Consider the following 21,287-nt stretch of genomic DNA (forward strand, 5'->3'; position numbering starts at 1 on the left):
AGTGCTGCCCTATGATTAGTTTAGTCCGCGTTTTATGTATAGAGTTTCTGCAAAAGCGGCAGCAGGTCGCTGCCGTCTTCCAGGTAATAATCTGCCTGCCAGCCACGAGGGTCGTCGTCTGCATCGATGTAACCAAAAGCGGCAACGGCGGTGGCCATGCCCGCATTCTTGCCAGCTTGAATGTCGCGCAGGTGATCGCCCACATACAGGCAATGTGCGGGTTTTACCTGGTCGGCGTTGGCGGCAATCAATAGGCCTTCCGGGTCGGGTTTGCGTTGCTTGACGTGCTCCGGGCAAATCACCGGGCCAACGCGTTGGTGCAGCTTGAGCCCTTCCAGTACGGGGCCGGTAAAGCGGTCGGGTTTGTTGGTGACGATACCCCAGGGCAGTTGCTGAGCGTCCAGCCAGTCGAGCACGTCCTCCAAGCCTGGGAACAATACCGTATCCACGGCCAGATGCTGTTCGTAGGCATTGAGCAGTTCGTTCAGCAACAGAGCAAAGCTTGCATCGTCGGGGCCAACACCAAAACCGAGTTCGGTGAGCGCGCGCGCGCCATTGGATACATTAGCGCGCACCGCAGAGTAGCTCACTGTGGGGCGACTATGCTTTTCCAGCAATGTATTGAGTGCCGTATAAAAGTCCGGGGCGGTATCGATAAGGGTGCCATCCAAATCGAAATAAACGGCTTCAAGGCGTTCCATTATTGGCTCCCGCAGGCAATCAGTCGCCCTTGCGGGCGTGCATCAAGTAATTCACCGATACATCCCGATTCAGTTTGTAAACCTGGGTGAGCGGGTTATAAACCATCCCGGCGGTGTCTTGTACATCCAGCCCCGCATCGCGGGCCCAGCCAGCCAGCTCGGAGGGTTTAATCAGTTTGGCGTATTCGTGGGTGCCGCGCGGTAGCAGGCGCAGCACATATTCCGCGCCGACAATGGCAAACATGAACGCCTTGGGATTGCGGTTGATGGTGCTGAAAAAGACTTGCCCGCCGGGTTTCACCAGGGTGGCGCAGGCGCGAATCACCGAGGAAGGATCCGGTACGTGTTCGAGCATTTCCAGGCAGGTGACCACGTCATACTGGCCGGCGCGCTGTTCGGCGATCTGTTCCGCCGGGGTTTGCAGGTATTCCACCGCTACGCCGGCGTGTTCTGCGTGAATGCGGGCGACCGCCAGCGGGGCTTCGCCCATGTCGATGCCGGTTACTTCTGCGCCGCGTCGGGCCATGCCTTCGGAAAGCAGGCCGCCACCGCAGCCGATATCAATGACTTTTTTGCCCGGCAGGCTGACGCGCTCGTCGATATAGTTCAGGCGCAACGGATTAATGTCGTGCAGCGGGCGGAATTGGGAATTGGGGTCCCACCACTGCTCAGCCAGGGCGTTGAACTTGGCGATTTCGCCGGCGTCTACGTTCGGGGTGTGGGTTTGCTGTTCAGTCACGGTCGGCTCCGGCGATTTTTTCTTGCCACTGCTGGGCATTCTTGAGGATCAGGGCTTCGTTGAGTGTGGTTAGCTGGCGGTTATCCATCAGGCAGCGCCCGCCCACCCACGTGTGGGTGATCTGGTCGCGGGTGGCAGCGTAAATCAACTGGGCCACTGGGTCATAGACCGGCTGGGTCTCCAGTCGGTTCAAATCCACAGCCACCATATCCGCCTGCTTACCGATTTCCAACGAGCCGATTTCGTTATCTCGACCCAATGCTTTGGCGCCATTCAGAGTGGCCATTTTGAGTGTTTCCATGGCCGGTTGCGCATCCGCCTGCAGGCTAACGCCCTTGGTTAAAAAAGCGGCGGTGCGGGCTTCACCCAGCATGTCCAGATCATTATTGCTGGCGGCCCCGTCGGTGCCTAGCGCTACGTTAATATTGGCTTTGCGTAGTTTCTCAACCGGCGCGAAGCCACTGGCCAGTTTCAGGTTGGATTCCGGGCAATGCACAACGTGGGTGCCGGTTTGTGCCACCAAAGCGATTTCTTCATCGGTGAGTTGGGTCATGTGAACGGCCAGCAGGCGCGGTGATAGCAAGCCCAGATTATGCAGCCGGGTCAGGGGGCGCTCGCCAGTGTTGCGCACCTCCATCTGGATCTCCCCGGCTGTTTCGTGCACGTGCATCATTATTGGTACGTCCAACTCTTCGGCGAGGGTGAGTACTTTCTGCAGAGGTCCATCGGACACCGTATAGGGGGCATGGGGGCCAAAGCCGATCTGGATGCGCGGCTCATGTTGCCATTCATCCATGGCGTCGGTGGCCAAGCGCAAATACTCCTCCGGCCCGGAGCCCATAGGGGTGGGGAAGTCCAGCAGCGGGCAGAACAGGCTGGCGCGCAGGCCGGCTTCAACCGTGGCGCGGGCGGCATGGGCGGGGAAGAAATACATATCGGCAAAGCAAGTGGTGCCGGAACGGATCATTTCTGCTGCGGCGAGCCGGGTACCGTCGTAGACAAAGGTTTCACTGACAAAGCGGCCTTCGGCGGGCCAGATATGTTTTTCCAGCCAAGTCATTAGCGGCAGGTCATCGGCGATGCCGCGTAGCAAGTTCATGGCCGCGTGGGTATGGGCATTGACCAAGCCTGGGATTAGCAGGTGATCACCCAGGTGCTGTTGCTCTTCGCTTTGCCACTTTACGTTAGCCAGGGCGCTGGGGAGCAGGTCGGCAATGCGACCGTCTTTGACCACCACGGCATGGTTCTCCAGCACCGCTTCCTGCGGGGCCACAGGGGCAATCCAGCGGGCGTGGACGATCAGGTCAGCCTGATTGTCGCTCATGCATAACTCCTTGCTCGAACTGGGGGCAGTAACCCCCGAATTGTGCGCCGCAGTATAGCGTGTCGCGGTGGATCTTGCCCTGACTGCGTGACGGTAAACTGTTTGCATGTTGGCAAGGGGCGCCATCTTGCGAGCTTCGACGCAGAGATGGCGCCGATACCCTCCAGCTGTGCTATCATCCCGGGCTTTTCCGGGCTTTATAGATCGGAATTCGCAATGGCAGTGGAGTCGGGCAGGGCGAATGTCCCCCGAAATACCTCGGCCTATAAGAACAGACTGCACGGGTGGCCATGGGCACCCCGTGAAATCGGCCCGAAAATGGGCCGGCTTGGGGAAGCCGCAGGGGCTTTCCCAACACCTTGTGGATAGTAAGGATCGCTATGACGGATCTCGCCAGAGAAGTTACCCCGGTCAACATCGAAGACGAACTCAAGCAGTCATACCTAGATTACGCCATGAGCGTAATCGTTGGGCGGGCGTTGCCGGATGTGCGCGATGGCCTCAAGCCGGTGCATCGCCGCGTGCTGTTCGCCATGCACGAGCTGAATAACGATTGGAATAAGGCCTACAAGAAATCGGCCCGTGTGGTTGGTGACGTGATTGGTAAATACCACCCCCACGGTGATTCAGCGGTATACGACACCATCGTGCGGATGGCGCAGCCTTTTTCCCTGCGCTACATGCTGGTGGATGGCCAAGGTAACTTTGGTTCCATCGATGGTGATTCCGCTGCTGCCATGCGTTACACCGAAGTGCGCATGGCCAAGATCGCCCATGAACTGCTGGCGGATCTGGACAAGGAAACCGTGGATTTCGTCGACAACTACGACGGCACGGAACGTATCCCCGATGTGATGCCCACCCGAGTGCCTAACCTGTTGGTCAACGGCTCTTCCGGTATTGCTGTGGGCATGGCCACCAACATTCCGCCCCATAACCTGGGCGAAGTGGTGGATGGCTGTTTGGCACTGATTGATGACGATAGCCTCACTCCGGATGACTTGATGGAATACATCAAGGGTCCAGACTTTCCCACTGCCGGCATTATTAATGGCCGTGCGGGAATCGTGCAGGCTTACCGTACCGGTCGGGGCCGCGTTTATATGCGCGCTCGTGCGGAAATTGAAGCCACCGACAAGAGCGGTAAAGAAGCCATTATCGTCACTGAGATCCCTTATCAGGTGAATAAGGCGCGGCTGATCGAGAAGATCGCCGAGCTGGTGAAAGACAAGAAAATCGAAGGCATCACTGAACTGCGCGACGAGTCTGATAAAGAAGGTATGCGCATCGTGATTGAGCTGCGCCGTGGCGAAAATGCCGAGGTAGTGCTTAATAATCTGTACCAACAGACCCAGATGGAGTCGGTATTCGGTATCAATACTGTGGCCTTGGTAGATGGCCAGCCGAAGATTCTTAACCTGCGTGAACTGCTGGATGCCTTTATCCGTCACCGCAGGGAAGTGGTGACTCGTCGAACCGTTTATGAATTACGTAAAGCCCGCGAAAAGGCTCACCTGCTGGAAGGCCTGGCGGTTGCCCTGAGCAATATTGATCCGGTTATCGAGCTGATCAAGGCCTCACCCAGCGGCGCTGAAGCCAAGGCCAAGCTGTTGGACAAGGGCTGGAAGCCCGGTGACGTGCTGCAAATGTTGGAGCGTGCCGGTGGTGAAAACGCGGCGCGCCCGGATGGCCTGGATGAACAATATGGCCTGGTTGATGGCCTTTATCACCTGAGCCCGGAACAGGCCCAGGCGATTTTGGACCTGCGCTTGCAGAAGCTGACCGGTCTGGAACGGGAAAAACTGATCAATGACTATCAGGAGCTGCTGGAGCAGATCGCTGAACTGCTGAAGATTCTCGGTAACCCCGAGCGTCTCATGGAAGTGATCCGCGAAGAACTACAGGCGGTCCGTGAAGAATACGCTGACGAGCGCCGTTCCGAGATCGTTGCGTCCCGTCAGGACTTCAGCATGGAAGACCTGATTGCTGAAGAAACCGTGGTGGTGACCCTGTCCAACGGTGGTTATGCCAAAATGCAGCCCATCGACACCTACCGTGCTCAGAAGCGTGGTGGTCGTGGCAAGTCTGCGGGCCAGCTAAAAGATCAGGATTATGTGGAGCACCTGCTGGTAGCCGGCACCCACGATACCCTGTTGCTGTTTACCAATGCGGGCAAGGTGTTCTGGTTGCGTACCTTTGAGTTGCCTCAGGGGGGCCGGGCATCGCGTGGCAAACCAATTGTTAACCTGCTGCCGGCATTGGGTGCTGACGAACGTATTACCGCTATTTTGCGTCTGGATGCCGACATGGTGCGCCAGCAGAAAGCCGGTGGCGAAGAAGACATTGTTGATGTAGATGACGCCGCTGACGTAATCGAAGACGAGACAGATAGTGATGTTGAGGTTGAGGTTGAGGGTGAAGTCGAGGCGGTGACTGATACCGTTCCTGGACCCTTTATCTTCATGGCCACGTCCAGCGGTATCGTTAAGCGGACCGCCCTGGCCAACTTTGCCCGTCCACGCAGCTCCGGTTTGATTGCGGTGAAATTGCAGGAAGGCGAACATCTGGTGAACGTGGCCATTACTCAAGGCCACGAAGACATCATGCTGGTTGCCCGCAACGGTAAAGCCGTGCGTTTCCATCAGTCCAAAGTGCGTGTTATGAGCCGTCTGGCTCGTGGTGTGCGGGGTATCAAGCTGGCCGAAGGGGTGGACGTTATTTCCCTGATTGTGCCGGAAGAAAATGGCCAGATTCTTACCGCCTCTGAGCACGGTTATGGCAAGCGTACCCCGCTCACTGACTATCCCACCAAGGGGCGTGGCGGCCAAGGTGTGATTGCCATGGTGATCAACGAGCGAAACGGTGAGCTGGTGGGCGCCACTCAGGTGTTTGGCGAAGAAGACATCATGCTGATTTCTAACCAGGGCACCTTGGTGCGTACCGGTGTAAATCAGGTGAGTACGTCTGGTCGTAACACTCAGGGTGTTCGCTTGATTCGCTTGGCCGATGGCGAGGCATTGTGCGGTCTGGCTACTATTCCTGAGCTGGAAGGTGTCGAAGAAGAGGACGGCGAAGCCGATGAGGTGCTGGACGGTGAAGCAACCCCAGAAGCGCCGAAATCAGACGCTTCGGACGACGCCGAGGAATGAGTCTGTAGGAGCACCATTTGAGGCGCGAATCTTCTCATTCAAAGGAGGGTTTGCATCTTGAAAGGGGCTCTTGCGCGGCTTTAAACCTGCTTTGTTGTTATACCCAAGCCCGGTGTTACCGGGCTTCTTTGATTAACCGGTTTTGTACTTTTAATTCAGTCACGGAGAAATATGCATGTCCCGCGCCTATAACTTCTGCGCAGGTCCGGCGGCATTGCCGCAGGCAGTACTCGAACAAGCCCAGCAGGAAATGCTGGATTATCGGGGTCTGGGTCTTTCCATTATGGAAATGAGCCATCGCGATAACGTTTTTGTAGAGATTGCCGAGCAAGCCGAAAAAGACCTACGCGACCTGATGGGCATCAGCGATGATTACGCTGTGCTATTTCTGCAGGGCGGGGCGTCCAGTCAGTTCGCCATGGTGCCTATGAATTTGTTAGGCGATGGGGAAACGGCGGATTATATCAACACCGGACAGTGGTCCAAAAAGGCCATCAAGGAAGCTGGGCGCTACGGCAACATCAATGTGGCTGCCAGCAGCGAAGACACTAACTTCTCCACGGTGCCGCCCCAGGAAAGCTGGAATCTCTCTGATAATCCGGCCTATGTGCATTATTGCCCGAATGAAACGATCGGTGGTCTGGAATACAGCTTTGTACCGCAAGTGGGGGATACCCCACTGGTAGCGGACATGAGCTCCACTATCCTTTCTCGTCCGATAGATGTGAATCAATATGGGCTGATCTACGCTGGCGCGCAGAAGAATATTGGCCCCGCCGGCCTTACTCTGGTGGTTATTCGTAAGGATTTGCTTGGCAAGGCAGCAAACAATGTTCCGGCCATGCTCAATTACCAGACCCATGCGGACAATGACAGCATGTACAACACACCGCCGACCTTTGCTTGGTACTTGTCTGGCTTGGTGTTCTCCTGGCTTAAAAAGCAGGGCGGTGTGGGTAACATGGGCGAAATCAATCAGCGTAAGGCGGAAAAGCTGTACCATTTTATTGATCACAGCGGCCTTTATAGTAATCCGGTAGAGGTGATCAGCCGCAGTCGTATGAATGTGCCTTTTGTTCTGGCAGATGATCGCCTCGACAAGCCATTTTTGGATCAGGCTCAGGCGGCTGGGCTGTTGAACCTCAAAGGCCACCGTAGCGTGGGAGGCATGCGCGCCAGCATCTACAATGCAGTGCCCGAAGCGGCGGTGGATGCACTGATCGACTTCATGGCAGAGTTTGAAAAGAAGAACGCTTAAGCGCTTCATGTAGCACGCACCACGCCCTGCTTGATGTGTTGGTGCCGTCGCGAAGCACAGTGATTGTTTGGAAGGTGGGTAAAACAATGAATTTGAACGGTCGGCGCCAGATCGTAATCAACGCTCCCACGCTTATTCGCGTGTTGCGGGAAGGGCGCCGCGTGCTTGCGAGGTCAATATGACCAATACCTTGGACGACTTGCGTAACGAAATTGATGAGCTGGACCAGAAGCTTCAGGACCTGCTCAACCAACGCGCGGCCTTGGCCCATAAGGTGGCGGAAGTGAAGACGGCCACGGACCCGAACCCGGTTTTCTATCGCCCAGAGCGTGAAGCTCAGGTGCTGCGCCGGGTGAAAGAGCGTAATCAGGGGCCGCTGGATGGCGAAACCATGGCGCGTTTTTTCCGTGAAGTGATGAGCGCATGCTTGGCACTTGAACAACGCATGAAGGTCGCGTTTCTTGGACCGGAAGGCACGTTTACCCAGCAGGCGGCGCTTAAGCACTTTGGCCATGCGGTAGAAAGCCTCCCGCTGGCTGCCATCGATGAAGTGTTCCGCGAAGTGGAGTCCGGTGCGGCCAACTACGGTGTGGTGCCTGTGGAAAACTCCACCGAAGGGGTGGTGAATCACACCCTGGATACCTTCATGACCTCCAGCCTGAAAATCTGTGGTGAAGTGGAGTTACGCATTCATCATCACCTACTGGCCGGGGAGCATACCCGCCAGGATAAGGTGACGCGGGTCTATTCCCACCAGCAAACTTTAGCCCAGTGTCGCCAGTGGCTGGACGCCCATATGCCCGGCGTGGAGCGTATTGCTGTTAGCTCTAACGCAGAGGCTGCGCGCCGCTTGAAAGACGAGTGGAATGCCTTGGCCATCGCTGGGGAAATGGCGGAAGAGCTGTATGGGCTTACTGCGGTGCAGCGCAATATCGAAGATCGCCCGGACAACACTACCCGGTTCATCATCATTGGGCGTCAAGACACTCCGCCCTCAGGCTGTGACAAAACCAGCCTGATGATCAGTGGCAAGAATCGCCCAGGGCTGCTCTATGAGGTCTTGTCACCTTTCCGGGATGAGGGCATCAACCTGACTCGCCTGGAGTCTCGACCCTCTCGCACCGCCAACTGGAGCTATGTGTTCTTTGTGGATTGCGAAGGCCACAAAGAAGATGACACCTTGCAGGCGGTGCTGGATAAACTAGAAGCCGCCGGCAACACCATCAAGCTGCTGGGTTCGTACCCCAAGGCGGTGTTGTAACCTGCCCTTTGGCACCGTAATCCCGGTGGGAGCCGTCGTTCGCCCATGATTGTTGGCCTGGGTGCGCTTTCGTGGTCGGGCGACCGCTCCCACAGTTCAAGGAGTCAACAATGACCTGTGACTACATCAAACTCGCCAACAGCGGTGTTCAGCAACTCAAGCCCTATGAGCCCGGCAAGCCCATTGCCGAGCTGGAGCGGGAGCTGGGCGTGACCGATATCGTCAAGCTGGCGAGCAATGAAAATCCGCTGGGCCCTAGCCATAAAGCGCTGCATGCGCTGCGCCATCTGGATGATCTGCATCTGTATCCTGATGGAGCCGGGTTCTCCTTGAAAGCCGCGTTATCGGAAACGTTGGGTGTGGCGAGCAACCAGCTGACGCTGGGGAATGGTTCCAACGATATATTGGAGCTGATTGCCCGCGCCTATTTGCAGCCCGGTGATGAGGCGATTTTTTCCGAATATGCCTTTGCCATTTATCCTTTGGTAACGCTGGGCTGTAGCGCCAAACCGGTACAGGTCTGCTCGAATCTTTATGGCCATGATCTGGCGGCAATGGCTGACGCCGTCACTGAACGTACCCGCGTAATGTTCGTTGCGAATCCGAACAACCCCACCGGTACTTGGTTCAACGCCCATGCGCTGGATGAATTTTTATCGCGCATTCCTGAGCGTGTGATTGTGGTGTTGGATGAAGCGTATTTTGAATACGTGGAAGAAAGCCATTACCCAAACGGCATCGATCGGTTGCAAAAATACCCAAACCTGGTGGTAACGCGAACCTTCTCTAAAATTCATGGCCTTGCGGGTTTGCGTGTGGGCTATGGGGTATCCAACCCGCAGATCGCCGATGTGCTCAATCGTATCCGTCAACCGTTCAACGTGAATACGCCGGCCATGGTGGCAGCGCAAGCGGCGTTGTCTGACGAAGATCATCTGGAAAACTCACGCAGTGAAAATACCAGTGGTTTGGTACAGATCGCGGAAGGCTTGTTGACACTGAATCTTGAGCGGATTCCTTCAGTGGCCAACTTTATTGCTTTTGATTGTGGGCGAGAAGCCATGCCGATCTATCAAGGTTTGCTCAAACAAGGCGTCATTGTGCGGCCCTTGGGTGGCTACGGCATGCCCAACCACCTTCGCGTCACCGTGGGTACCAGTCGTGAAAATGAGCGCTTCCTTGATGCGTTGAAACATGTGCTCAAGGAAATGGCGAATGAATAGGCCCCAACCTTTTTTGGGGTCCCTTGTAGAGGCGCCGTTCAGGACGCCAACCGTACCGGGCATGGCGGCTCACAACGTGGTTGGTACCCCGAAACGCGTTCCTGTAGAGAAACGGGAATGCCGTGATGCCTGAGCCTTTGTTTAATCGTATTGCGGTGATTGGCCTTGGCCTGATTGGTGGCTCCTTCGCCGCCGCAGCCCGGGAAAATGGCCTGGCGCGTTCCATTGTGGCGGGCTCTCGTTCTGCCCGTACCCTAGAGCAAGGCATTGCTTTGGGTATTGTCGATAGCGGCAGCCAGGATTTGGCAGAGGCTGTGGCCGGCGCCGATCTGGTGTTTGTTTCTACCCCAGTATCCGCCATGGGTACGGTGCTGTCGGCATTGAAGCCGGGGCTGTCGAACGGAGTTATCGTCACCGATGGGGGTAGCGTGAAAGGCAACGTGGTCAATGCGGCCCGCGATGCTCTGGGCGCCCACTACGCCCGCTTTGTGCCAGGACACCCCATTGCAGGCAAGGAAAAAAGCGGCGTAAGCGCGGCCGATGCGAAGTTGTACCGCGATCACCGGGTGATCCTGACCCCCACCGACGCCACCGACCCGGCAGCTACCGCCAGAGTGCGCGCCCTGTGGACGGGCATGGGGGCGGAAGTGTTGCAAATGGCTCCTGATTATCATGATCAGGTGTTGGCGGAAACTAGCCATCTACCGCATCTGCTGGCGTTTTCTCTGGTGGATACGCTGGCCAGGCAGGGAGATTCCACGGAGATCTTCCGCTATGCTGCCGGCGGTTTTCGCGACTTCACCCGTATTGCCAGCTCCGATCCGGTGATGTGGCATGACATTTTTCGTGAAAACAAGGCGGCTTTGCTGCAGGCGCTGGGACAGTTCAGCGATGGCATCGATCGCTTCCGTCAGGCAGTAGAAAACGAAGATTCTGATGCCCTGATGGGCATCATGACCCGGGCCAATACGGCGCGGGCCCATTTTTTGGCAATGAACGGGCGTACCTCTTATACCCGCGCCCATAGTGTTCAGAGTGTAGGTGACGACACAACCATGACAGACAATACTCACGCCACAACCAATCCCACTTTTGTGGTGGCCCCCGGTGGTCAATTGCAGGGGCGCCTGCGTGTGCCGGGCGATAAATCCATGTCCCATCGCTCCATCATGCTTGGTTCGCTGGCAGAAGGCGTTACTCAGGTGGAAGGGTTCCTGGAAGGGGAGGATGCGCTTGCCACCTTGCAAGCTTTCCGTGACATGGGGGTAGTGATTGAGGGGCCCCATAACGGCCAGGTCACTATCCATGGTGTGGGCCTGCATGGTCTCAAAGCCCCCGAGAAAGCCTTGTACATGGGTAACTCAGGCACCTCCATGCGGTTACTTACCGGCTTGCTGGCGGGGCAGTCCTTTGATGTGGAGTTGACCGGGGATGCGTCCCTGTCCAAGCGCCCCATGGAGAGAGTAGCCAAGCCATTACGCGAAATGGGGGCTCAGATTACCACTGGTACAGACGGTCGCCCGCCAGTGCGTATTCGTGGTGGCCAGTCCCTTAAAGGCTTCCATTACGACTTGCCCATGGCGTCTGCTCAAGTGAAATCAGCGGTGCTATTGGGCGGGCTCTATGCTGATGGCGAAACATCAGTAACGGAACCGGCGCCTACCCGTGATCACACTGAACGCATGCTGGGTGGTTTTGGTTATGAAGTGCGTCGAGACGGCGCCACCAGTGCACTGTCCGGTGGCGGCAAGCTCACTGCGGGCAAATTGGAGGTGCCCGCGGATATCTCCTCTGCCGCCTTTTTCCTGGTGGGCGCTTCCATTGCCGCTAATAGTGAAGTGACGCTACCGCACGTGGGGATCAACCCTACCCGGACCGGTGTAATCGATATTCTCAAGCTGATGGGCGCGGATATTCGCTTGGAAAACCAGCGCGATGCAGGTGGTGAGCCGGTGGCCGACCTGGTGGTTAATGCTGCTCCGCTTAAGGGTATTGAGATCCCCGAGGCGCTGGTGCCTTTGGCCATTGATGAATTTCCGGCCATTTTCATCGCCGCGGCCTGCGCTCAGGGCGACACCATTTTGCGCGGAGCAGAAGAGCTGCGGGTGAAAGAATCCGATCGTATTCAGGTGATGGCCGATGGCCTTGCTGCGTTGGGTGTGAGTCACCAAGTGTTTGATGACGGTATTCGTATTACCGGTGGTGAGTTTGGCGGTGGGGAGGTGCAGTCCCATGGTGACCACCGCATCGCCATGAGCTTTGCCATGGCGGCTCTACGCGCCACTGGCCCCATTACTATTCATGATTGTGCCAACGTGGCCACCAGCTTCCCCGGGTTCGCCCAGTTGGCGACCCATGCAGGCCTGAAGCTGGAGGTGAAATGACCCCGATTTTAACCATTGATGGGCCGGTATCCTCCGGCAAAGGCACGGTGGCCCGGCGGGTGGCAATCCGCTTGGGGTGGCATCTTTTGGATTCCGGTGCGCTGTACCGTGTGCTTGGCTATCATGCAAGAAATCAAGGGGTTGCCCTAGACGACGAGCCTGCATTAATTGCTCTTGCGCAAGATCTGCCAGTACGGTTTGTGGAGCAGCAAGGCAATACTGCGGTGATTCTTGCTGGCGAAGATGTATCCAATATCATCCGCCAGGAAAGTGTCGGCGAATTGGCCAGCCAGGTGGCGGTATTGCAGCCTGTGCGAGACGCTCTATTGGCCCGTCAGCGGGTTTTTGCGGAATCGCCCGGCCTGGTGGCCGATGGCCGTGACATGGGAACCGTGGTGTTCACCTCCGCACCGCTCAAAATTTACCTGACTGCCAGTGCTGAAGAGCGCGCCAGACGGCGTTTTGAGCAGTTGAAGGAAAAGGGCTTTGGTGCTACCCTCGCGACCCTCGTCGAGGACATCCGCACCCGGGATGACCGTGACATGAACCGGGAGGTGGCGCCGTTGCGCCCGGCAGACGATGCCGTGGTGATCGATTCCACCACCCTGACGGTTGATGAAGTGGTAAACCGGATTCTTGATGAGGCTGCCGCACGCCAGCTGGTGTAACGGTAGCGCACATTTCGTTAGCGCCCTTCGGTGGACCGCCCCGTGGGGTAACTCTGTGTTAAGCGGCCGATCTGCTCAACCCTGAAAAAGTAAGCCAGCTGGGGAAGGGCGGATCTCATCTATTGACTAACCCATGTCTGCTGGTTGGCATGTGCGAAAACTGAGTGAATTTCATGACTGAATCTTTTGCTGATCTCTTTGAAGAAAGCCTAAAGGACCTGGACGTTGCCCGTGGCTCCATTATCAAGGGTACGGTTGTATCCATCGATAGCGACTGGGTAACCGTTAACGCAGGCCTGAAATCTGAAGGCATTATTGCCCGTGAAGAATTCCTTAACGAGGCAGGCGAGCTGGAAATTGTCGAAGGCGATGAAGTAGATGTTGCCGTAGACGCCATCGACGATGGTATGGGCTTCACCCGTCTGTCCCGTGAAAAAGCCAAGCGCGCCGAAGTTTGGGGCGAGCTGGAAAAAGCTTTCGACGAAGACGAGATCGTAAAAGGTATGATTTCCGGCAAGGTGAAGGGTGGCTTCACTGTGGACATCGGCCCGATCCGCGCTTTCTTGCCCGGTTCACTGGTTGATATTCGTCCGGTTCGCGATGTTGCGCACCTGGAAGGCAAAGAGTTGGACTTCAAGGTCATCAAACTCGATCCTAAGCGTAATAACGTAGTGGTTTCCCGTCGTGCCGTGATGGAAGCAGAGCACAGCGCAGAGCGCGAGCAACTGCTGGAATCCCTGCAGGAAGGCATGGAAGTCAAAGGTATCGTGAAGAACCTGACCGACTACGGTGCGTTCGTAGATCTGGGTGGTATCGACGGCCTGCTGCACATTACCGACATGGCTTGGAAGCGTATCAAGCACCCGAGCGAGATCGTGGAAGTGGGTCAGGAAATCGACGTTAAGGTTCTCAAGTTTGATCGCGAGAAGATGCGTGTTTCCCTGGGTCTCAAGCAGCTGGGCGAAGATCCGTGGCACGATATCGTGGGCAAGTACCCAGAAGGCACCCGCGTGAAAGCCAAGGTAACCAACCTGACCGATTACGGCTGCTTTGCTGAAATCGAAGAAGGTGTGGAAGGCCTGGTTCACGTTTCCGAAATGGATTGGACCAACAAAAACATTCACCCGTCCAAGGTTGTAGAGATTGGCGACGAAGTGGAAGTGATGATCCTTGACATCGACGAAGACCGTCGTCGTATCTCCTTGGGCATCAAGCAGTGTCAGTCCAACCCGTGGGATGCCTTCGAAGAGAAGTATCAGAAAGGCGAGCGCATTAGCGGCAAAATCAAGTCCATCACCGACTTCGGCATCTTCATTGGCTTGGAAGGTGGCATCGATGGCCTGGTGCACCTATCCGACATTTCCTGGGAAGAGCAAGGCGAAGACGCCGTGCGTAACTTCAACAAGGGCGATGAGCTGGAAACCGTGGTACTGTCTATTGATGCAGAGCGCGAAAGAATTTCCTTGGGTATCAAGCAGTTGACAGATGATCCGTTTGCTCAGTATGTTGCTGCAAACGACAAGGGAACTATCGTTAAGGGTGTAGTGAAAGCAGTAGACGCGAAAGCGGCCATTGTTGAGCTGGCTGAGAACGTTGAAGCTACCTTGCGCGCCAGCGAAATCAGCCGCGACCGCGTTAACGATGCGACCGAGGTGCTTAAGGTCGGTGACGAGGTGGAAGCCAAGATCACCAACGTTGACCGTAAGAACCGTGTTCTCAGCTTGTCCATTAAGTCCAAGGACCAAGCTGATGAGCGTGAAGCCATCGAAGGCCATCAGGAGCAGCAAGACGCCAACGCTCCGAAGACCATTGGTGACTTGATCAAGAAGCAAATGGAAAGCAGCAACGAGTCATAAACGGCTCCTCCCAGGGGCCGGCATCGCGCCGGCCCCACTGGGCTAGGAGCCCAGGGAGTAAGCTGTAATGGCATTAACCAAGTCAGAATTGATTGAGCGCATCGCCGACCGGCAAGCGCAGCTGTCGCCCAAGGATGTGGAACTGGCAGTAAAAACATTGATTGAACAAATGGCCGATTCTTTGGCCGGTGGTGGTCGCATTGAAATTCGCGGCTTCGGCAGTTTTTCCCTCCATTTCCGTGCCCCCCGAGTGGGTCGCAATCCTAAAACCGGTGCCAGTGTTGAGCTGCACGGTAAGTACGTTCCTCACTTCAAACCTGGTAAAGAGCTGCGTGAGCGGGTCAACGAATCGCTAAGTGCAGATTCCGGCGAAGATGTTGATAATAACGGCAGTAACGGTAATCAAGCTGCCGCCAGTTAGTGTTGCCTGGCTTTCGAGCCTGGCCAGAAAAGGACGTTTCTGATGCGAAACCTTTACCGAATTTTGGTGATCTTGGCCGTTGTGGCCATTTTCCTTATCGCTTTTCTTTTTGTTACCAGCAATCGTGACCTAGTAATGATCGACCTGTTAGTAGACTCCTGGCAATGGCAGGTGTCCTTGGGTGTGCTGGTGATCTCTGTGTTGGCCATCGGCCTGTTGGTTGGGCTGTTGGCGGGGGTTGGCCTGCGAGGTATCAAGGGCCTGTTTTCATGAGTGAATCGTTGTGGCTGATTCCGCTATTTTTTGTAGCGATTTCTGCCGGTTTTTTTATGGGCCGGCGCGAAAGCAAGCGCCGCCAGCGCCGCCGCATGGCGTCCTTGTCCAAGGATTATGTGGCCGGCATCAATTTCTTTCTCAATGAAGAGCCGGACAAGGGTATTGAGACCTTGCTCAATGGCTTAGATGTGAGTGAAGAAGGGCTGGAAACCCATCTGGCACTGGGCAAGCTGTTTCGCAAGCGAGGTGAGTTTGACCGCGCTGCGCAGCTGCATACCCACTTGCTTGAACATGGCGACTATGGTCGTACAGTACAGGAAGAAATTCAGTTGGAGCTGGCCCAGGATTATCTGGCCAGTGGCATTTTTGATCTGGCTGAACAAGTATTGCTGGAAATGCTAGACCAGGACTGCCAAGCAAAGGATGACGTTTGCGAGCAGTTGATGGGCCTGTATGAACAGGAGCGTGACTGGATCAATGCCATCAGCATGGGCGAGCGTTTGCTCAAGAGCCGTGCGAACTTGGCGCCAGTGCTGGCGCAGTTCTGTTGTGAGCAGGCGGACAACCTGCGCCGTGATGGTGATACTAACCCGGCCCGCCGGATGCTCCGTCGAGCGCTCTCGTTCGATAATCAGTGCGTGCGCGCGAGTCTGGCCGAAGGTGATCTGGAAATGGCCGAGTCGCATTGGCAGGCAGCCATCGATGCCTTCCAGCGGGTGTGGACCCAAGACAGTGATTTCTTCGATGAAACCCTAGAGCGTTTGCGGCAGTGTTTTCAGCATTTGGAGAAAGAAGAAGACTTTATTCAGATGCTGGCCGATTACAGCGCTGAGAAACCCAGCACCACGCGGATATTGCTGCTCTCGGAAACGCTTAAAGAGCGTTATGGCGACAAGGAAGCGGCAGACTTTATTCGTGAATACATGAAGGCCAACCCGTCAGTGCGTGGGCTTAACCGCATTATCGACATGAGCCTAGCCAGCATTGCGGAGGGCGAAGCCCGTGAGCATCTGGATATGCTCAAGCAGGTGTCGGAGAAGTTACTCAACGACAAGAGTCTTTATAAGTGCCGTCGTTGTGGTTTTGAAACACCGCTGATGCAGTGGCGCTGCCCAAGCTGCAAACGCTGGGGCACCATTAAGCCGGTGGTGAAGGAAGCATAGCCCGCTACAATGCGAAACAGAGTGTCGCTCGGCTTAAAGCTTTTGGCCGTGAATACTTTGTGCCCTAATTGCGCGACCAACAGACAATTCGGTTTCGATATATTTTTTCGCGTTGCGCCGTGCTGCCCCGAATTCTTGAACCACTGTCTCGCAACGCCTAACATACCCGCGCTCCCACACCTGAGGATTCCCCTATGACGATTTCCAGCCCCGTTATTGTTGCTTTGGATTATCCGGATGCCGCTCAGGCTCTGGCGATGGCGCAACAGCTGGATCCGGCCAAGGTGCGGGTAAAAGTGGGCAAGGAAATCTTCACTCGCAGTGGCCCGGCGGTGGTCGACTCCTTGCACAAGCTAGGGTTCGAGGTGTTTCTGGATCTGAAATTCCACGACATTCCCAACACCGTGGCAGGGGCTGTGGCGGCAGCCGCAGACATGGGGGTGTGGATGGTGAACGTGCACGCCAGTGGCGGCCAGCGGATGATGGAAGGTGCAGCTAATGCCATTGCCAACCATGCCCAGCGCCCACATCTGATTGCGGTGACGGTACTCACTAGTATGGATGATAGCGACCTGCAGCAGGTGGGCGTTGTCGATGTGCCCAAAGTACAGGTGCAGCGGCTGGCAGAATTGGCGAAAGCGTCGGGAATGGATGGTGTGGTTTGTTCAGCCCAAGAGGCGGGGCTGTTAAAGCAAGCCTGTGGCGCCGCCTTTGAACTGGTAACCCCGGGTATTAGACCGCAAGGAACGGCGGCGGGGGATCAGCGCCGGGTACTTACGCCGGTACAGGCTCGTGATGCGGGTGTGGATTATATGGTGATCGGTCGGCCTATTACTCAGTCGGAAACGCCTACGGACGTAGTCGACACTATACTACGCAGCTTGGCATAACTGGCTTACAGCACTATTTGCCGTTGACGGATAACAGCGGTATTTCTGCCTCTTTAAGGTGAGATCTCCATTCAGAATAAAATTAAGGAGATTCCACATGAAAAAATATTACATTGCTATTCTCCCTCTGCTGATGGCGTTGGTGATGCCCGCTTGGGCTGCCGATCTGCAGGCTGCTTTCGGCACGGATGCTGCCAAAACTGCCACCGCCTCCAAAGCGAAAAGTCACACCATCAACCTGAATACTGCGGACATTACCGAACTGGAAAAACTCAACGGGGTCGGCCCGAAAACGGCCCAAGCGATCATTGATTTCCGTAACGCACAGGGTGGCTTTACTAGCCCGGATCAGTTGTTGGCGATTAAAGGTATTGGCGAGAAAACACTGGAAAAAATGCGCGATCAAATTGTGGTGAAATAACACTTGGAGCAAACAACCGGGCCGAGTTGCCGCAGCCAGGGGCTAGGTTCCAGGCTGCGGCTGAGCAGGTTCATCAGGGGTGCGGTTCGTTGCCCCCATCGTTCTGAGGATCGAGGGAGCTGATATCTTCAGCACGATCCACGTCACGCTCAGGCGGTGGCGCCTTGGGAGGCACAGGTTCACTTTCAAGTTCTGATTTATCTCCGTTGTTTTCCTTTTGTTCTTTTTTCTTGCTGGCTTTTTCAGCCTGGGCTTCGACTTCCTCGGTGCTCTTCACTTCACCGATTCTAAACGCGGCGAACCCGGCGTGAACCACTTGGTTCACCGCCATGCCCAGCACTCGCCCGTTATAGGGGGCGATAATGGCACTGCCAGTATTGCTGATCGGGTCGGTTACGGTGCCCAGTATCTGCCCTTTTTTCACTTTGTCGTTCAGTTCCACCTCAGACAACAGAATTCCACCTTGGCTTGCGCGGATCCATTCTGATTCGAAAAATACCGGTTGTGGTGCGCTCCAAAATCGGCTGGCTTTGCGCATTTCCAGGTTTTCCAGCAGGGTTTCTATGGCCTGCACACCATAGCTTACCGCCTGGGTTTCTAACCGGTTTGGGCCGCCGGCTTCCATGGTTACAGCGACAATACCTTCTTTTACCGCCGCATCACGGAGCATGCCGGTCACCCCGGGGCTGTGCAGTACGGTCATGCCGCCAAAGTGTTTCGCGAAAGCAACTACGTCCTGATTGTCTAAATCGGCACGTAGTTGGGGTTGGTTAATCCGCTTCTGGGAGCCTGTATGCAGGTCTACCAAGTAATCGCAGTGGCTGACGATATTTCCAAACAACGAGTGGGCGACACGGCTGGCTGCGCTGCCATCCTTATTGCCGGGGAAGTAGCGGTTGAGGTCGCGGCGGTCGCTTAGGTAGCGGCTGCCGCTGCGAAAACCGTCTAGGTTAACAATGGGAACGCCGATCACAGTACCGGCCAGTTCGTTAGGCTCCAGTTCGTACATGAGCCGCCGAACCATTTCTATGCCGTTTAATTCGTCACCGTGAATAGCGGCGGTGAGGCACAGCTTTGGACCAGGTTTTAAGCCATGGGCGACGAGTACTGGGACTGGAGTGGCAATGGAGGCGAACGACTGATCCGGCGTCCAGTGTAGGGTTGCGAAGGTACCGGGCTGTACTCTCTGGCCAAGCAGAGGTAGCGGGTCTGGCCCCGCAGGTTCAGCTTCGCCTGTTGCCTCGTTGGTATCCGAGTGATCGGTGTTTGAGCTCTCTATTCGATGAGGGGGTTTATTCGGCGCGTCCGCATCGGTTTCTTGCTGTCGTTCTAGTGCTCTCTCTTCATCTTCCACCTCGGTGGCCCAAACGGGTTGGGCCAGAGTGGCGAGTAATGACAGGGTGCCCAGCGTTATCCATGACAGAGGTTTGTGCACAATGGCTCCTTGCATATTGTTGTCCGTGTTTAGGGGGCCGCTGCGCTGCGTCAGTGCTAGCCGAGCTGGTCCAGTTCATCCCAGCGGGCAAAAGCTTCTGCCAGCTGCTGTTCCAGCTCGCTTTGTTGCGTTTGTGCAGCGCTGATTTGCGCCGCGTCACCCTTGTAAAAATCTGGGTCAGACATGCGGGTTTGTACCGCATCTAAGTCTGTTTCCAATTGTTCAATACGAGCGGGTAATTCTTCCAGCTCCCGTTGATCCTTGTATGACCGTTTTTTGCGCGGCGCAGCAGGTTTGTCCGCCATCACCTGCTTGGCAGCTTTGACGGCTTTTTCCCGTTTGGGTTCCGGGCGCTGCCGTAACCAATCCTGATAACCGCCCACATAGTTGTTCAACCCACCGTGTTCGAAAACCAGAGTGGAGGTCACCACATTGTCGATGAACTCACGGTCGTGGCTGACGAGCAGCAGAGTGCCTTGGTAATTGATCAGCTGTTCTTCTAGGAGTTCCAGAGTTTCTGCATCCAGATCGTTGGTGGGCTCATCGAGCACCAAAAGATTGAATGGCTTGGTGAATAGTTTGGCCAGTAAAAGGCGGTTGCGTTCGCCGCCTGAGAGCGATTTCACTGGTTGGCGGACCCGAGCGGGGTCGAATAGAAAATCTTGTAAATAGCCGATTACATGTTTGCTTTGGCCATTCAGGTTAATGACATCGGAGCCTTCCGCCACGTTGTCGATAACGCTTTTTTCTTCGTCCAAGGTATCGCGTAGCTGATCGAAATAGGCCACCTGTAACTGGGTGCCCTGTTTAACGGTGCCACTGTCCGGGGTCAGCTTGTCCAGTAGCAGGCGAATCAGGGTGGACTTGCCACAGCCGTTGGGGCCGAGAATTCCCACCCGGTCGCCGCGCATCAAGGCCACGGAAAAATCCCGCACAATTTGTTTGCCGCCCACGGCATAGCTGATGCTATCGGCCTCCACCACAATCTTGCCGGAGTTATCGCTGCTTTGGATGGTCAGGCTGGCGGTGCCCGTGCGGCTGCGACGCTGGGAAAATTCATCGCGCATAGCTTTCAGGGCCCGTACCCGGCCTTCATTACGGGTGCGGCGTGCCTTGATACCCTGGCGAATCCATTTCTCTTCCTGGCTAAGTTTTTTATCAAACTCGGCGTTGGCCCTTTCTTCCGCATCCAATGCTGCCTGCTTGCCGCTTAGGTACTTTTCGTAACTGCCGGGCCAGCTGGTCAGCTTGCCCCGATCCAGCTCGATAATACGAGTGGCCAGGGAGCGAATGAAGGCCCGGTCGTGTGAAATAAAGACCAGAGTGGTGCCGACGTTTTTCAGAAACTCTTCAAGCCACTGGATGGATTCCATATCCAGATGGTTAGTGGGTTCGTCCAGAAGCAGGATGTCCGGGTCTTGCACCAGTGCACGGGCGAGCAGTACACGCCGCTTCATACCACCAGAGAGGCCAGCGAAAGACATGTCGCCGTCCAGGTTGAGCTTGGATAGCACCGTATCCACTCGTTGGGATAGCTGCCAGGCACCACGGGCCTCAATTTCGCTGCTCAGCTCTTCAAAACGGGCCAGTACCTTGTCGTCTCCGTCGCCCAGATGGTGCACCAGTTCTGCGTGCTCGCTAAGCAGGGCGCCTTGTTCACCCAGCCCTTCGGCCACCATAAAATGCACACTGTGTTCTTGGTCGTCTGGCACTTCCTGTTCCAAACGAGCCACACTTAGCCCCTGAGTCTTCTCGATCTGGCCGTCATCGGCCTGGATTTCCTCGGCGATGACCTTCATCAGGGTGGACTTGCCGGCACCGTTTCGGCCGATTAAACACAGTCGCTCCCCTGTGTCGATGGATAGGTTAACGTGGTCCAGCAGCGGTTGTTGTCCGTAACTGAGTTGAATGTCGCGAAGCGTGAGTAAAGGCATACAGTCGGTTGGTCAAATATGTGAGTATTATGGGGCCAAGCTGCAAGCGACCAGCCACAAATCATAGGCCGCGATCACGCATCTATATCATTCTGCGTTTGTCTGCGCGCACGGATAGGGTGCGCAGAACGGGGCGATGATGAAGGCACGACATATTTGTGTGCTTTGTCGCTTGAGGCTGGTC

At 55.8% G+C, this 21,287-nt stretch carries 17 protein-coding genes; 12 read left to right on the plus strand and 5 right to left on the minus strand.

What is annotated here, in order from left to right; all coding sequences use genetic code 11:
• Nucleotides 1-32: 32 nt before the first annotated feature.
• Genes Y017_RS11930 through Y017_RS11940 form a run of 3 tightly spaced genes read right to left on the minus strand, consistent with a single transcriptional unit; the run spans nt 33 to nt 2,764 of the window.
• The gene (locus tag Y017_RS11930; protein WP_035461037.1) at nt 33-701 is read right to left on the minus strand and encodes an HAD-IA family hydrolase; all 669 of its coding nucleotides are present in this window, start codon (nt 699-701) and stop codon (nt 33-35) included.
• 19 nt (nt 702-720) lie between these two features.
• On the minus strand, nt 721-1,440 hold the full coding sequence (gene ubiG, locus Y017_RS11935; RefSeq protein ID WP_035461039.1) for a bifunctional 2-polyprenyl-6-hydroxyphenol methylase/3-demethylubiquinol 3-O-methyltransferase UbiG: 720 nt from the start codon (nt 1,438-1,440) through the stop codon (nt 721-723).
• Nucleotides 1,433-2,764, minus strand: a complete 1,332-nt coding sequence (locus Y017_RS11940) for a TRZ/ATZ family hydrolase (protein ID WP_035461041.1) — start codon at nt 2,762-2,764, stop codon at nt 1,433-1,435. Before Y017_RS11940 ends, ubiG begins: the two co-directional genes overlap by 8 nt.
• Nucleotides 2,765-3,144: 380 nt before the next feature.
• Here Y017_RS11940 and gyrA point away from each other — a divergent pair, with 380 nt between their 5' ends.
• The 12 genes from gyrA (at nt 3,145) to Y017_RS12000 (ending at nt 17,734) form a co-directional block, all read left to right on the plus strand.
• Nucleotides 3,145-5,913: a DNA gyrase subunit A gene (gene gyrA / locus Y017_RS11945; protein WP_035461043.1), complete on the plus strand. Its 2,769-nt coding sequence runs from the start codon at nt 3,145-3,147 to the stop codon at nt 5,911-5,913.
• 175 nt (nt 5,914-6,088) lie between these two features.
• Entirely contained in the window at nt 6,089-7,171 is a 1,083-nt protein-coding gene (serC, locus tag Y017_RS11950; protein ID WP_035461045.1) for a 3-phosphoserine/phosphohydroxythreonine transaminase, read from the plus strand.
• A 178-nt stretch (nt 7,172-7,349) separates the two neighbouring features.
• The gene (gene pheA, locus Y017_RS11955; protein ID WP_011589030.1) at nt 7,350-8,432 is read left to right on the plus strand and encodes a prephenate dehydratase; all 1,083 of its coding nucleotides are present in this window, start codon (nt 7,350-7,352) and stop codon (nt 8,430-8,432) included.
• A 110-nt stretch (nt 8,433-8,542) separates the two neighbouring features.
• A complete protein-coding gene (hisC, locus tag Y017_RS11960) occupies nt 8,543-9,655 on the plus strand; it encodes a histidinol-phosphate transaminase (RefSeq protein WP_035461047.1) in 1,113 nt (370 codons plus the stop codon).
• 125 nt (nt 9,656-9,780) lie between these two features.
• Nucleotides 9,781-12,039 (plus strand): bifunctional prephenate dehydrogenase/3-phosphoshikimate 1-carboxyvinyltransferase, encoded by a 2,259-nt coding sequence (locus Y017_RS11965; protein ID WP_035461049.1) that lies wholly within the window; start codon nt 9,781-9,783, stop codon nt 12,037-12,039.
• Entirely contained in the window at nt 12,036-12,707 is a 672-nt protein-coding gene (gene cmk, locus Y017_RS11970; protein ID WP_011589027.1) for a (d)CMP kinase, read from the plus strand. The genes Y017_RS11965 and cmk overlap by 4 nt, the downstream gene beginning before the upstream one ends.
• 173 nt (nt 12,708-12,880) lie before the next feature.
• A complete protein-coding gene (gene rpsA, locus Y017_RS11975) occupies nt 12,881-14,563 on the plus strand; it encodes a 30S ribosomal protein S1 (protein WP_011589026.1) in 1,683 nt (560 codons plus the stop codon).
• A gap of 67 nt (nt 14,564-14,630) precedes the next feature.
• Complete coding sequence (ihfB, locus tag Y017_RS11980) at nt 14,631-14,984, plus strand: integration host factor subunit beta (RefSeq protein WP_011589025.1); 354 nt, start codon at nt 14,631-14,633, stop codon at nt 14,982-14,984.
• Nucleotides 14,985-15,026: 42 nt separating this feature from the next.
• Nucleotides 15,027-15,257 carry a lipopolysaccharide assembly protein LapA domain-containing protein gene (locus tag Y017_RS11985; protein WP_011589024.1) on the plus strand — a complete coding sequence of 77 codons (231 nt, stop codon included), beginning with the start codon at nt 15,027-15,029 and terminating at the stop codon, nt 15,255-15,257.
• Nucleotides 15,254-16,423: a lipopolysaccharide assembly protein LapB gene (gene lapB, locus Y017_RS11990; protein WP_035461051.1), complete on the plus strand. Its 1,170-nt coding sequence runs from the start codon at nt 15,254-15,256 to the stop codon at nt 16,421-16,423. The genes Y017_RS11985 and lapB overlap by 4 nt, the downstream gene beginning before the upstream one ends.
• A gap of 194 nt (nt 16,424-16,617) precedes the next feature.
• Nucleotides 16,618-17,313: an orotidine-5'-phosphate decarboxylase gene (gene pyrF, locus Y017_RS11995; RefSeq protein ID WP_011589022.1), complete on the plus strand. Its 696-nt coding sequence runs from the start codon at nt 16,618-16,620 to the stop codon at nt 17,311-17,313.
• Nucleotides 17,314-17,410: 97 nt separating this feature from the next.
• On the plus strand, nt 17,411-17,734 hold the full coding sequence (locus Y017_RS12000) for a helix-hairpin-helix domain-containing protein (protein WP_035461053.1): 324 nt from the start codon (nt 17,411-17,413) through the stop codon (nt 17,732-17,734).
• Nucleotides 17,735-17,807: 73 nt separating this feature from the next.
• Here the strand turns inward: Y017_RS12000 and Y017_RS12005 are convergent, their stop codons facing one another.
• A complete protein-coding gene (locus Y017_RS12005) occupies nt 17,808-19,169 on the minus strand; it encodes a succinylglutamate desuccinylase/aspartoacylase family protein (protein ID WP_035461211.1) in 1,362 nt (453 codons plus the stop codon).
• A gap of 56 nt (nt 19,170-19,225) precedes the next feature.
• On the minus strand, nt 19,226-21,103 hold the full coding sequence (locus Y017_RS12010) for an ATP-binding cassette domain-containing protein (protein WP_035461055.1): 1,878 nt from the start codon (nt 21,101-21,103) through the stop codon (nt 19,226-19,228).
• Between the last annotated feature and the right edge of the window lie 184 nt (nt 21,104-21,287).

Source organism: Alcanivorax sp. 97CO-5 (genome assembly GCF_000524665.1).
Lineage (GTDB): Bacteria > Pseudomonadota > Gammaproteobacteria > Pseudomonadales > Alcanivoracaceae > Alcanivorax > Alcanivorax borkumensis.